A 14,281-nucleotide genomic window follows, 5' to 3' on the forward strand; every position below is an offset into this window, starting at 1 on the left:
AGGGTCAAGTCACCGCAGGGCCATTTAGAAAAGAAAATGCGGAACCGACAATGCCGCCGATTCCGCACATCTGGAGGTTGGCTTATAGATTGGCGCTGTAAAATCCCAGCGCCAATCCTACCGATTTAGGCCGGGTTCTGACCTTTGTTGACGGCATCAGCTGCAGCTGCACCGGCGGCTGCTTTTTGTTCTTCAGTCATATTCTCGCTGCCAGGTATCGCAACGCGCACCTCGCGGCGGGCGAAGTCGATGCCATTGGCGTTGAACTCTGCTTTCACGCGATTGAAGATTTCCTTCCGCAGCGTGAACTGCTTGCCCGGCTTGGCCATGAACTTGCCTCGGATGATCATACCGACATCATCAAAGTCGAACACACCCTGAGATTTGAACGGCTGCAGGAACCCATCTTTATGAGTCTCGTCCTGCATCATCTCGGCACCGATCTTCTTGAAGATCTTTTTGACCTTATTGGGATCGGTATCGAAAGGCACTGTGAACTTGAGCTTCATGATGACCCAGTCGCGGCTGAAATTGGTCAGCTTTTGAATCTCGCCATATGGGATCGTGTGAACGGGCCCGCGATGGTGGCGCAATTGCATGGATCGGATCGAGATCTTTTCGACCGTTCCCATCGTACCGCCGACATCGACATATTCGCCGACACGGAAGGCGTCATCGATCAAGAAGAAAATACCGCCTACGATATCGGCCACCAGTTTTTGCGCGCCAAATCCAATAGCCAGACCCAGAACACCAGCACCGGCCAGTAGCGGTGTAATGTTGATCCCAAGCGCACTCAACGCCAGCAGGCCAAAGATGACGCAGATTGTGACCTGTGCAGTGATCCGCAGCAAAGGCAGAACCGTTGCCAGACGCGAACCACCAGCACCGCCACCTTCGCCGCCAGCTTCTTCATCCAGCTCTTCCGCAGCAGTTTGTTCTTTCGCCAGACGACGATTGATCCAGAGTGAGACTATCTCGTTCAAGATGTAGCCGACTGCGATGATCAGCAGGAACTGAATGACCGCGCCACCGACTTCGGCTCCGATGCCAGCTGATGCGACATGGCGAAGGTCAAGTTGCCAGGCACGCGAAATCATGAGGACCACGAATAGTCCCGCAATAACCCGCCCAATCCGGATATAACTGCGCTTGGCCGAGCGATAGGCGCGTTCCGCCAAAGGTCCTTCACCCGAAAGCGGTGGCTGCAGATGGCGCACCAATCCACGTATCAACGTGTCTAGCGCTGGTGCGATCAACAGCCAGAACATAGTGGTGAAATGCGCCCCGGTTCCAAGCACGCGCAAGATTGCCGGATTACGCTGTGCCACGAGGAATTCAACGAGCAACCAGATCACCACCGACACGCCAATGGCGAAGTAGGGGTAATAATGCGCGACTTCCTCATCAAACTTGGTGCGATCCGGGTCTGTGCCCAGCATCATCTGCGACAGTCCTTCACGAGCAGTCCAGGCGATTACACCGATATAGATGTGGATTGCCGCATTCAGCCAAAAGCCGATGCGCGTCTCGCTTGGAGTAATTCCGTTGAGTCCATTGAAGCGGACAACAAACAGCGTGAAACCGATCAGGATCAGAAGGCCAATCAGATTTCTGTGCAGGTATTTAGCCCAGTGGTCATCAATATTCACCAAGCGGTATTGAGGTTTTTGCGGCGCGAGTACAAATCGCGACACAGCTGCCCCAAGACGCGGGACCCAAATCAAGAAGAATACGAATGGCGCGGCAAACGTGATTTGTTCGGGGGTCAGTAATGCGCGACCAAGCGCCCGGATAACCACGTAGAACACGATGAGACCGGCAATTTCGCGGCAAAACCGGCGGAATAGGTACTGCACGGCTCCCCTAAGGTCAGCTTCATCTCCGACTTCGGATGCCTTTGACCAGCGACGGGTTAATATGCTGAACAGCTTTTCTGCTACATATCCGACCAGTAGGACCGATAGCACTAGCCCGATCAAGGTAAGGACCCCGGTTTCGTTGAATTTATCCGCAAAATTGCTGAACGCTTTTATTTGCGCACTGACGATATTGGGAACTGTCGTTAGTACTTGCGTCCAGGAGGTAACCATTTCCGCCCAGATCTCGTTCAGTTCAGTCAGCGGATCTTCGTGACCTTCCTTCTCTGCGGCATGTTTTTCCGCAACCGCGTCAAGGCGTTCAAGCAAGATCGCCCGCACCTGGTCATCAGACATACGCGCAACCAGATCATCGACTTGCTCAGGCGTTAGATCCTGGGGGATCGTAACCGTAGAAGTTGTGCTTGTGTCTTGTGCGTGCAGCGGCACCGCCAGAAACAAGACTGAAATCATCGCCAACAATAGGCGCAATGAATGGAACATGAATTAGCCCTCGAACACGATTTTAAGTGTTTTTTCGGGATCATAGGCTCGTGTATTCAATTTTCCCAGTGCTTTCCTGAGAATTGCCAAACGTAAGGCCAAAAAAAAGGCCGAGCACTAAGCTCGGCCGTAGTCCAACAGGGAGGTATGAAGATGATGAGCGTTACAGCATCATCGCCTTCAATTGCTCATTTAGGGATCAGTTTGTTAACGATCAAGGTTTAATAGGAGATAAGATCGTCATGCCCGCTATGCCCTGAGTGCATGGCTAGAGTTTCCCCATCTGCCTCAGATGTTTGCGGTGGGCGATGATTTCGTCCTGCACGAAATCACGAAAGGCCGCGATCCGCTTGGAATGGCGAAGCTCTTCGGGATAAGCGAGGTAAACCGGTACATCAGCAGTTTCAATGTCCGATAGGATCGGAACCAGATCGGGAAAGTCTTCGGTCACATAGTCGGGAAGGACACCAATTCCAAGATCGTGGAGTACACCTTGCAGAACGCCAAAATAGTTGTTCACAGTTAATAGCGATCCAGGATTATAGGTCATTAGGTGCTTTACCATCGAAGCGCCGGCCCCGACCTGAGGCGCGGATGGTGTCTGGCAGATCAGCCTGTGCTTGGTGATTTCTTCCAGTGATTCAGGTTTGCCACCGTGGCTGTCCAGATAGGCTTTGGTGGCATAGAGCATCATTTGCACTGTCATCAGGCGCTTGCGCACCAAATCCGCCTGACTGGGCTCTTTCATACGGATGGCGACGTCTGCTTCGCGCATCGGCAGGTCAAGAACGCGTTCTTCCAACATCAGATCAATATTGAGATCGGGATATCTTTCGTAAAGCTTTGGCAGTCGAGGTGCGAGCCAGAGCGTGCCGAAACCAAATGTGGTGGTAACACGCAAAACACCGAACACCTCGTCCTCACTGTCCCGAATTCTTGCAGCCGCAGTGTCCAGACGTTTGGACATTGCCGAAGTCGCGTCGAACAGCAATTCGCCTTGTTCAGTTAGAATCAGGCCACGGGCATGGCGGTGGAATAAGGTCGCATCCAGTGATTCTTCGAGAGCGCGAATTTGACGGCTCACAGCAGATTGAGACAAATTGAGCTTGTCCCCTGCATGTGTGAGGCTGCCTGCATCCGCAACCGCGTGAAATATTCTGAGCTTGTCCCAATCCATCGCCGCAACTTTCGTTATCTTTCGGCAGCCCTATATGAAACACGTAACAAATTCCACATTCAAACCGGGAAATCGTTACGGCAAAGGAGAAAATTGCTATACAGGTCAGCAATTGTGACCTAAAATACCTAAAGATACAGCACACTAATCCGACGAGGGGAGACGTCAGATGAGTCAGCCGAAGATCACGTTAAATGATCGGTTTGATCTATCCAAAAGCCCGGTTCTTTTGAACGGAACGCAGGCGTTGGTACGTCTGATGTTAATGCAGAAAGAACGTGACCGCGCGACGGGGTTTAATACCGCGGGTCTGGTTACGGGATATCGAGGATCACCCCTCGGGGCTGTCGATTTGCAGATGTCACGCGCTGAAAAGCAATTGGCCGAAAGCGATGTGACGTTTCAATACGGTCTGAATGAAGACCTTGCCGCCACCGCATTGTGGGGCAGTCAGCAAGCCGGGTTACGTGGCGACGGCAAGTTCGATGGTGTATTTGGCCTTTGGTATGGCAAAGGCCCTGGGGTCGACCGGTCCGGAGATGTGATGCGTCATGCCAACATGGCCGGTACCGCGCAACATGGCGGCGTCCTGATGGCCATGGGCGACGATCATACGGGCGAAAGCTCGACCGTCCTGCATCAGTCTGAATGGTCTTTGGTCGATATGTATATGCCAGTCGTCAGCCCGGCCGGAGTTCAGGAAATCCTGGATTACGGCGTCTACGGATTTGCGCTAAGCCGATTTGCTGGGGTTTGGGTCGGGTTGAAAACGATGAAGGACACGATCGAGGTCACTTCGGTCGTTGATGGTAGCCCCGATCGGATGCAGATAACGATACCACAGTTCGATATGCCCGAAGGAGGGCTGAACATTCGGCTGGGAGACACGCCGCATCTACAGGAAGCGCGGGTCATTGACTATAAACGTTTTGCGGCTGAGACGTTCTCGCATGCGAACAAACTGGACAAACGGGTCTGGGGAAAACCCGGTGCCAAGATCGGGTTTGTTGCCGCGGGCAAGAACTGGCTTGATCTGATGCACTCAATGTCACTGCTTAACATTGATGCAGACGAGGCTGAGCGACTTGGCATTACAACTTACAAGATCGGCCAGACCTTCCCTCTGGATATGAGGGGTTTCCACGATTGGGCGGAAGGTCTCGACCTGATTGTGATCGTCGAGGAAAAGCGCAAGCTGATTGAGGTTCAGGTCAAAGAGGCGATCTTCGACGATCGGCGTGGTCGTCGCGTTTACGGCTGGTACAAAGGCGGGGCAGGGACGTTGCACCGCGAAGAGCTGTTCCCGACCAGAGGGGCGCTTGATCCAATCATGATTGCTGAAAAACTTGGGCAGATTCTGGTTGAGGAAGGCCATGATACTGATGGCGTTCGCGCAGGTCTTGCAAAACTGGACGAGGCGCGCCGCGCTGATAATGCTCAGGAAATCGCAGCAAGATTGCCCTATTTTTGTTCAGGATGCCCGCATAATAGCTCGACCAAGTTGCCGGAAGGCAGCCGTGCCTATGCCGGGATTGGCTGTCATTACATGGTGCAATGGATGGATCGCGAAACCACCGGATTCACCCAGATGGGCGGTGAAGGGGCGAACTGGATTGGCGAGGCTCCGTTCTCGACCACCAAGCACGTGTTTCAGAATCTTGGCGACGGAACCTATAATCACTCGGGCGTTCAAGCGATCCGGGCCGCGTTGGCGGCTGGCACCAATATAACCTTCAAAATTCTATACAACGATGCCGTTGCCATGACTGGTGGGCAAGAGAACGAAGGTGGTCTGAGTGCTGAGCGTATCGTCGCTGAGGTCAGCGCGATGGGTGTCAGCAACGTTGCCGTCGTCTATGACGAAAAAGAAGATGTGAACTTCGGGGCGCTACCCTCGGGCGTCGAGACCTTTGAGCGTGCCAAACTGATGCAGGTTCAGGAAAAGTTCCGCGAAATCGAGGGCGTATCAGTCATTGTTTATGTCCAGACCTGCGCTGCCGAAAAGCGCAGGCGGCGCAAGCGGGGCACGTTCCCGGACCCGGACAAGCGCGTGTTCATCAATACCGATATCTGTGAAGGTTGCGGGGACTGCGGCGTCCAGTCGAACTGTGTCTCAATCGTCCCGAAAGAGACCGAGCTCGGGCGCAAACGTGCAATTGATCAGTCGAGCTGCAACAAGGACTTCTCATGCTTGAATGGGTTCTGCCCTTCCTTCGTGACGGTAGAGGGCGCGAAAATCCGCAAAGAAGCCACGACTGAGCTTGATTTACCTGACCTGCCGGAACCTGAGCTGCCGCAGATCGATGGAACCCATAATGTCGTAATCACGGGTGTTGGCGGCACAGGCGTCGTCACGATAGGTGCGGTACTGGCACAGGCTGCACAGATCGACGGTAAAGGGGCAGGCATGATGGAGATGGCGGGCCTCGCACAAAAGGGCGGTGCCGTTCATATCCACTGCCGGCTTGCAAACCAGCCGGAAGACATCAGCGCGATCCGTGTCGCCACTGGTGAAGCGCACGCGCTGATCGGCGGTGATCTGGTGGTCTCGGCAGGGGCAAAAACGCTGGGTCTAACGCAGACTGGTCGTACCGGGGCAGTCGTGAACAGCCATGAGATCATTACCGGTGATTTCACTCGAGATACCGAGTTTACTATTCCAAGCGATCAGCTGCAGCTTGCCCTGCAAGCACGGCTAAAGGATAGGGTCGCACTGTTCGATGCAACCGATCTGGCCCGCGCGGTGATGGGGGATTCGATCTATTCCAACATGATGGTCTTTGGCGCCACATGGCAGCGTGGCCTGCTACCGATCAGTCATCAGGCGATCATGGAAGCGATTGAACTGAACGGTGCGGCGGTCGAACGCAACAAACGCGCGTTCGAAATTGGCCGCTGGGCTGTGACCCATCACGAAGAGGTCAACAAAATCCTAAGCCCGAACGTGGCCGAATTACCTAAATCGTTGGATCAGGTGATCGATTTCCGCGCGGCACATCTGATCGACTATCAGAGCAAGCGATTGGCCAAACGCTATCTTAATCTGGTCGAAAGCGTCGATGATCAGAAGGTCCGTGAAGCGATCGCCAAAGGCTACCATAAGCTATTGTCCTATAAGGATGAATATGAGGTCGCACGGTTGCTGCTCGACAGTCGCCAGAAGGCAGAGGCCGAGTTTGACGGCGACTTCAAAATGACCTTCCATCTTGCACCGCCAACTTTGGGCACAAAGGGCGATAATGGACGTCCGGCCAAGAAAGCCTTTGGCGAGTGGTTTCTCGGCCCTCTGAAAGTGCTTGCAAAACTGAAAGTTCTGCGTGGCACTCCGCTGGATTTGTTCGGCTACACGGCCGAGCGCAAAATGGAGCGTGCTTTGATCCGTCAGTATGAAATGGATTTGAAAGAGGTTCTGCCCAAGCTGACATCCGAGACTAGCGATGCAATTACGGCGCTTGCTGCTCTGCCTTTGGAGATTCGTGGATTTGGTCCGGTTCTGGTCGCGAATGAGGCCAAGGCCGCGAAACGGCGCGAAGAATTACTGGCTGTTATCCGCAATGGCGGGCCTCAAATGCAAGCTGCGGCAGAGTGAGGCTTTACAATCCTGTCATAAAATCTAGGCAAATTGGTTACCTCGTCATATTTAGTCGGTAGCAAACCGGAGTAGCCAATGCCGCCGCATCATCACGTCGCTCGTGACATATCCTACGCTCATTCCGCAGAAACGCGGGGTGGGCGTATGGTGATCAAGTTGATGGAAAACACAACGGGCCGCCTGCGTCTTATCCGTCGCGCAGATGGCTACGATCAGGAAGTCGCACAGGGACGTGATTTCTGGTCGGTGATGGTGGAACGCTATGGGCTGACATTGGATGTGGTCGGTGGCGCGTTATCGAATATTCCTAAAGATGGCCCGCTGATTTTGATTGCGAACCATCCATACGGCATTCTGGACGGGCTGATGATGGGTCATATCCTGTCTCAGACGCGCGGAGATTTTCGTATTCTTGCCAACCATGTCTTCCGCAAAGCTGAAGATTTGGATCGGATCGTCCTGCCAATCTCTTTTGATGCTACCAAAGAGGCGATGCGGTTAAACCTTGAGACCCGCAAGACTGCTCTGAGCTATTTAAGCGACGGTGGCGCAATCGGGATATTCCCGGGTGGCACCGTCAGCACGGCTGCGAAGCCATTTGCGCATCCGATGGACCCGGGGTGGCGCGGATTTACCGCTCGGATGGTGGCCAAGTCTGATGCGACTGTTGTGCAGGTGTTTTTTGAAGGACACACCTCGCGATTGTTCCAGATTGCTAGCCATCTGCACAACACATTGCGCATGGGTCTTCTAATCAAAGAGTTCAAGAAACGTGTTGATACTCCAGTGCGCGTGGTTGTTGGAGACCCTATCGGGCGCGACATTCTGGACCCATTGGGCAAGGATACGCGCAAGATGATGGATTTCCTGCGCAAAGCGACGTATGAGCTGTCTCCAGAGCCATTAAAGTCTTATGACTACGGCTATGAATTTGAGGAACGGCATCGCGCCTGAAGGGGCAAATGGCAGTAGGTATCTTTGATTCCGGGTTGGGCGGTCTAACCGTCCTGAACGCCGCGCAGAAACATCTGCCGGACGTGGATTTCCTGTATTTTGCGGACAGCGCACACGCGCCTTACGGCGTTCGCGATGCCGAAGACATCTACAACCTGACCCGCACTGCCGTTCATGATCTTTGGGATCGCGGCTGCAATCTGGTGATTCTGGCCTGCAACACAGCCAGTGCTGCCGCTTTGCGCCGGATGCAGGAGGCGGGCGTGCCCGATGGTAAGCGGGTACTGGGCGTGTTCGTTCCTTTGATCGAAGCGCTGACCGAGCGGCAATGGGGTGACAATTCACCTCCGCGCGAGGTCGAAGTGCAACATGTCGCGCTGTTTGCGACGCCCGCGACTGTGTCTAGCAGGGCGTTCCAGCGGGAATTGGCATTCCGGGCGATTGGCGTTGATGTTGAGGCGCAGGCCTGTGGCGGTGTGGTCGACGCCATTGAGGATGGCGATATGATCTTGGCCGAAGCCTTGGTGCGCAGCCATGTGGATGCGCTGAAACGCAAGATGCCGGAACCGCAAGCGGCTATTCTGGGTTGCACCCATTACCCCTTGATGGCGGAAACGTTTCAGAATGCATTAGGCCCTGATGTGAAGGTCTATAGCCAAGGAGACTTGGTGGCTGAAAGCCTTGCAGACTATTTGAAACGTCACCCAAACATGCTTGGCGAAGGTGCAGGTGGGTTTTTGACCACCGGCAAGCCCAACACCGTGTCGGATCGCGCAACGCAATTCCTCCGACGACAAATCACCTTTGAAGCCGCCTGATTTTGGTCAAGGACGGCGCTTTTCTGATTTTGTAATTCGTTGACCGTCGCATCGGCGGTCACCCCATGTGACACATGAATGAAAGAGGTCTGACATGACCCATAAAATCGCAATTCTAGGTGCTTCCGGCTATACCGGTGCGGAACTGGTACGGCTGATCGCTGGGCACCCGAATATGGAGATCAAGGCTCTGGCCGCCGAGCGCAAGGCCGGACAGACAATGGCGCAAGTGTTCCCGCATCTGCGGCATATGGATTTACCAGTCCTTTGCAAGATTTCCGAGATCGACTTTTCCCAGATCGACCTGTGCTTTTGTGCCCTGCCGCATAAGACCAGCCAGGAAGTCATCCGTGATCTACCCAACACATTGAAAATCGTTGACCTTTCGGCTGATTTCCGGCTTCGGGACGGAGACGAATATCAAAAATGGTACGGCAACCCGCACGCCGCGTTGGGACATCAGGAAGAAGCCATTTACGGCCTAACTGAATTCTATCGTGATGATATCAGTTCTGCGCGGCTCGTCGCCGGTACTGGTTGCAACGCAGCGACTGGGCAATATGTGCTGCGGCCATTGATATCGGCGGGCGTGATTGATCTGGATGACATCATTCTGGACCTGAAATGCGCAGTTTCAGGCGCAGGTCGGGCACTGAAAGAAAACCTTCTGCACGCAGAGCTCAGCGAAGGAGCAAATGCCTATGCAGTAGGTGGGACACATCGGCATCTGGGTGAGTTCGATCAGGAGTTTTCTGAGCTTGCCGGTCGGACCATTCATATTCAATTCACTCCACATCTGATCCCGGCCAATCGGGGTATTCTGGCGACCTCTTACGTGAAGGGCGATCCGCAGAGCGTCTATGAGACTTTGCAATCGGCCTATGAGGATGAGCCGTTCGTCGAGGTGCTGCCCTTTGGCGAAACACCTTCAACCCACCATGTACGGGGGTCGAACTTTTGCCATATCGGTGTCGTTGGTGATCGGATCGAACGCCGCGCAATCGTTGTGGCAGCTTTGGATAACCTGACAAAAGGTAGCAGCGGGCAAGCCTTGCAGAACGCCAACCTGATGTTAGGTGAGGATGAAACTCAAGGGCTGATGATGGCCCCTCTGTTCCCGTGAGGACGGTATGAAAACGCTCAAGAAACGTCGTCGAATACAGATCATTGTGCTAGCCGCGGTGGCCCTTGCCTTATCGACGGCGTTGATTGGGGTGGCCATGAAAGATGGCATCAACTTCTTCCGTTCACCCAGTCAAGTGATCGCCGAGCCGCCTAAGCCGTCCGAAGTGTTCCGCATCGGTGGGCTTGTCGAAGAGGGCTCGATCATACGTGGGCAGGGTGAAACTGTGTATTTCGTCGTCACCGATGGCGGTGAAAGCGTCAAAGTCGCTTTCACGGGTGTCCTGCCTGATCTGTTTTCAGAAAATCAAGGTATGGTCGGTACAGGTAGCTATGTGAACGGTGTCTTCGAAGCCACTGAAATCCTTGCGAAACACGATGAAACCTATATGCCGAAAGAGGTTGTGGACGCATTGAAAGACCAAGGTGTTTACAAAGAAGCCGGCGACGGCTGAGCAATTTCAAAGTTTTCAGATCTTGGGGGCGTTGCGTTCAAGGAACACGCAGCGCCCTTTGTTCTATCGTCGGATTAACTTATTTGCCGGACCGTTTGCCTGACCACAGCAAAGGGGGCGGGCATGCGGACGGTTCGACAGATCGCAGATGAAATCGTGGCGCGGGAAGGTGGCTTTGTCGACGATCCCGACGATCCCGGTGGGGCAACAAAATTTGGTGTGACGATCCACACCATGCAGCGTTTGGGTATTGATCTGGATCGCGACGGTGCTGTGACACATCGGGATGTGAAAGTTCTGACCAGGGTGCAGGCCATAGACATCTTTGTCGAGCACTATTTTGAAAGGCCTCGCCTTGGTTTGTTACCCCAGACTGTACAGGCCTCGGTGTTTGACATGTACGTCAATGCGGGTTCGCAGGCAGTTAGAATATTGCAAAACCTGCTGTGCCAAATGGGGTTTGAGGTCACGGTTGATGGCGTGATCGGGGCCCAAACCGCGCGTGCAACAGATGCTGCTGCCAAACCAAAACCTCAGGCCCTAACAGATGCCTATGGCGTCGCACGGCGTAACTATTATTTTCGGTTAGCAGATCGGAGGGTTTCACTACGTAAATATGCCCGAACTCGGGCCGGGGGCAAAGGCGGTTGGATCAAGCGCGCTGAAGAGTTTTTGTCTCCTCAGTATCACCTGACGGATGCAGACTTTCAGAGGAGGATTTCAGGATGGGTTTGATCTCTGGCCTTTTAGCCCTGTTGTTCGGTGGAGGCCGCAATGTGGTTCGTGAAACTACCGAGATATTTCGAGAAAATGCTGAAAGCGAGGCGCAGCGGACCACAGCGTTACGCAGTGCGGCGATGGTGCAGTTCGGGGCCGAGTTCCAAGTGCCCCGAAAAGGGGGGTTTGATCGATTTATGGATGGGCTGAATCGTCTGCCGCGCCCTGCTTTGGCGTTGGGCACCTTGTGCCTGTTCCTTGCCGCTATGATCGACCCGCTCTGGTTCGCGGCGCGCATGCAGGGCATTGCACTGGTGCCGGAACCGCTGTGGTGGCTGTTGGGTGTGATCGTGTCATTCTACTTTGGTGCGAGGCATCAGATAAAAGCGCAGGATTTTCAGCGAGAGATCAATCAAACGGTGCTGCAAGCGCCAGATGTATTGGCCAACATAGCGAAAATCCGTGAACTTCGCGACGACAGTCCCGGTATCGCGGATACCCGGTCGGACGCGGCCCTGACCGAAGCAGTAATACAGGCCGATTTCAACCCTGCACTAGAAGATTGGCGACGGCTGCGCGCAGCCTGAGGCGCGACACTATGTGCGGCGATACTTGACGAATGTTAATGGCACATGCCGACCTGCCGCAGTATAAGCGCGTCATGATTACAGAGCTCGGCCATTTCGCACTGATCCTAGCCTTCCTGGTCGCCATCGTTCAGACTGTGGTGCCTCAGATCGGGGCTGCCAAACGTTGGAACGGATGGATGGTTTTCGCAGAACCTGCGGCCATCGCTCAGTTTTTGCTGACCGCGTTTTCCTTTGGAGCACTGGTCTGGGCTTTCGTGGCGTCCGACTTTTCGTTGCGGATTGTGGTTGAGAACAGCCATTCCGCCAAGCCGATGCTGTACAAGATCAGCGGGACTTGGGGAAACCACGAGGGCTCGATGCTGCTATGGGTCCTTATCGTCACAATTTTCGGGGCGATGGCCGCGATCTTTGGCGGCGGATTGCCCCCGACGCTCAAAGCACGGGTTCTGTCGGTGCAGTCGGCCATTGCTGTTGCGTTTTTTGCGTTCATTCTGTTCACATCTAATCCGTTTGATCGCTTGCCAGTTCCACCTTTCGACGGTCGGGACCTGAACCCACTGTTGCAGGACCCGGGCCTAGCGTTTCACCCACCGTTTCTCTATCTGGGTTATGTCGGCCTGAGCATGGCCTTCAGCTTTGCTGTCGCGGCCCTGATCGAAGGCCGCGTGGATGCGGCATGGGGCCGTTGGGTGCGACCTTGGACGCTTGCGGCGTGGATTTTCCTGACCATTGGTATCGCACTGGGGTCTTGGTGGGCCTACTACGAATTGGGTTGGGGCGGTTTTTGGTTTTGGGATCCGGTCGAAAATGCCAGCTTCATGCCATGGCTGCTGGCCGCAGCGCTGCTGCATTCGGCCATCGTTGTCGAAAAGCGCGAGGCGTTAAAAAGCTGGACTATTTTGCTGGCGATCATCGCCTTCGGGTTCTCGCTGATCGGGACGTTTATCGTACGCTCAGGGCTTTTGACCTCGGTCCATGCCTTCGCAAATGATCCCGAGCGCGGGGTATTCATCCTGTTCATTCTGGTGATTTTCATCGGCGGCGCACTGACTCTGTTTGCAGCCCGTGCGCAGGCGATGGAAGCGAAGGGCGTGTTCGGGATGGTTAGCCGGGAAAGCGCTCTGATTCTGAACAATATCCTGCTGGCAGTCAGTTGTTTCGTCGTGTTCTTTGGTACGCTGTGGCCCATGGTGGCTGAGATGGCATTTGACCGGAAACTCTCGGTCGGAGCGCCATTCTTTAATGCGGCCTTCACACCATTCATGATTGCCCTAGGGATCGTGCTGCCTGTTGGCGCTATGCTGCCTTGGAAGCGGGGCAGATTGGGTCGCGCGGCCTGGTCTCTGCGCTATGCATTCATTCTTGCAGTAGCGTTGGCGATACTGGTCTGGGTGATGCAGACAGGGCGCAGCGCTTTAGGGCCTGTTGGTCTGTTCCTTGGCGCTTGGATTACGTTCGGCGCTCTTGTCGATCTTTGGAGCCGAACAGGCCGCAAAGGCAGCCTTGCGCGTCTTATCCGTCTTCCGGGAGCCGATTGGGGCAAAGCCGTCGCCCATACCGGCTTGGGTGTCACAATGTTTGCCATCGCGGGGCTGACAGCGTGGGAAGTCGAAGATATTCGAGTCGCCCAACCCGGTCAGCCATACGAGGTTGGGCAGTTCACGTTGACATTGCAGGATGTGCGCCGGGTTCAGGGACCGAACTATTTCTCGACGATGGCGGATGTGATGGTGGAACAGGATGGGCGTTTTGTTACGACGCTTAACCCCGAAAAGCGTGACTACCCCGTGGCCCGCATGCCGACGACAGAAGCCGCAATCGACTATCGGTTCCTGCGTGATCTTTATGTTGTGATCGGTGATCAACAGGCGGATGGGGGCTGGGTAATGCGAACCTACATCAAACCTCTCGCCAACTGGATTTGGGGCGGATGTATCTTGATGGCTCTGGGTGGTGCGCTCAGCCTTTCGGACCGCCGTTTCCGGGTCGCAGCTGGCGCGCGTAAGACGCCTGCAGGTGGGGTGCCGGCTGAATGAAACGTTTACTTTTGATACTGCTGCTGATCGCGTCACCGGTTTTGGCTGTTCAGCCGGACGAGGTTCTGGATGACCCGGCGCTTGAAGCGCGGGCGAGGGATATCAGCACGGGCTTGCGCTGTCTGGTCTGTCGGAACGAAAGCATTGATGAAAGTAATGCCGAGCTTGCGCGTGATTTGCGCATTCTGCTGCGAGAACGTCTTGTTGCGGGCGATACGGACCAAGAGGCAGTCGAATTTATCGTTGATCGCTATGGCGAATACGTTCTTCTGAAACCAACCACGACCGGAGCCAATCTGATGCTTTGGTTGGCAGGCCCGATCATGTTGCTGATCGCGGCGGGCATGGGCTGGAGCTTTTTGCGGAAGCGTTCGCGGCATCAACAAGCGGCGCATTCTGATACGCTGACCGATGAAGAACAGGAACGCTTGCGCCAAATCTTGGAAGACTGACGCGC

11 protein-coding genes are annotated in these 14,281 nt (G+C 54.6%); 9 read left to right on the top strand and 2 right to left on the bottom strand.

The window, feature by feature from the left end:
• Positions 1-125: 125 nt before the first annotated feature.
• Both ACR0DU_RS02520 and ACR0DU_RS02525 read right to left on the bottom strand, forming a co-directional pair.
• A complete protein-coding gene (locus tag ACR0DU_RS02520; RefSeq protein WP_480714988.1) occupies positions 126-2,363 on the bottom strand; it encodes a mechanosensitive ion channel family protein in 2,238 nt (745 codons plus the stop codon).
• Positions 2,364-2,631: 268 nt separating this feature from the next.
• Complete coding sequence (locus tag ACR0DU_RS02525) at positions 2,632-3,540, bottom strand: LysR family transcriptional regulator (protein WP_170469946.1); 909 nt, start codon at positions 3,538-3,540, stop codon at positions 2,632-2,634.
• 169 nt (positions 3,541-3,709) lie between these two features.
• On the opposite strand from ACR0DU_RS02525, the gene ACR0DU_RS02530 reads away from it, so the two are divergent.
• The 9 genes from ACR0DU_RS02530 (at position 3,710) to ACR0DU_RS02570 (ending at position 14,276) form a co-directional block, all read left to right on the top strand.
• Positions 3,710-7,129 carry an indolepyruvate ferredoxin oxidoreductase family protein gene (locus ACR0DU_RS02530; RefSeq protein ID WP_480872308.1) on the top strand — a complete coding sequence of 1,140 codons (3,420 nt, stop codon included), beginning with the start codon at positions 3,710-3,712 and terminating at the stop codon, positions 7,127-7,129.
• 78 nt (positions 7,130-7,207) lie between these two features.
• Positions 7,208-8,086, top strand: a complete 879-nt coding sequence (locus tag ACR0DU_RS02535) for a lysophospholipid acyltransferase family protein (protein ID WP_480872309.1) — start codon at positions 7,208-7,210, stop codon at positions 8,084-8,086.
• Positions 8,087-8,094: 8 nt separating this feature from the next.
• Positions 8,095-8,904 (top strand): glutamate racemase, encoded by an 810-nt coding sequence (locus tag ACR0DU_RS02540; RefSeq protein ID WP_480454827.1) that lies wholly within the window; start codon positions 8,095-8,097, stop codon positions 8,902-8,904.
• A 94-nt stretch (positions 8,905-8,998) separates the two neighbouring features.
• Positions 8,999-10,027, top strand: coding sequence for an N-acetyl-gamma-glutamyl-phosphate reductase (argC, locus tag ACR0DU_RS02545; protein WP_480872311.1), 1,029 nt, complete (start codon positions 8,999-9,001; stop codon positions 10,025-10,027).
• Positions 10,028-10,034: 7 nt separating this feature from the next.
• Complete coding sequence (gene ccmE / locus ACR0DU_RS02550; protein ID WP_170778730.1) at positions 10,035-10,481, top strand: cytochrome c maturation protein CcmE; 447 nt, start codon at positions 10,035-10,037, stop codon at positions 10,479-10,481.
• A gap of 123 nt (positions 10,482-10,604) precedes the next feature.
• The gene (locus ACR0DU_RS02555) at positions 10,605-11,216 is read left to right on the top strand and encodes a holin-associated N-acetylmuramidase (protein WP_480872313.1); all 612 of its coding nucleotides are present in this window, start codon (positions 10,605-10,607) and stop codon (positions 11,214-11,216) included.
• Positions 11,207-11,785, top strand: coding sequence for a holin family protein (locus ACR0DU_RS02560; protein ID WP_480872314.1), 579 nt, complete (start codon positions 11,207-11,209; stop codon positions 11,783-11,785). Before ACR0DU_RS02555 ends, ACR0DU_RS02560 begins: the two co-directional genes overlap by 10 nt.
• A 74-nt stretch (positions 11,786-11,859) precedes the next feature.
• A complete protein-coding gene (locus ACR0DU_RS02565; protein WP_170779295.1) occupies positions 11,860-13,824 on the top strand; it encodes a heme lyase CcmF/NrfE family subunit in 1,965 nt (654 codons plus the stop codon).
• On the top strand, positions 13,821-14,276 hold the full coding sequence (locus tag ACR0DU_RS02570) for a cytochrome c-type biogenesis protein (RefSeq protein ID WP_480872316.1): 456 nt from the start codon (positions 13,821-13,823) through the stop codon (positions 14,274-14,276). The genes ACR0DU_RS02565 and ACR0DU_RS02570 overlap by 4 nt, the downstream gene beginning before the upstream one ends.
• The last annotated feature ends 5 nt before the right edge of the window (positions 14,277-14,281 follow it).

The organism is Ruegeria sp. G2 (assembly GCF_056533505.1).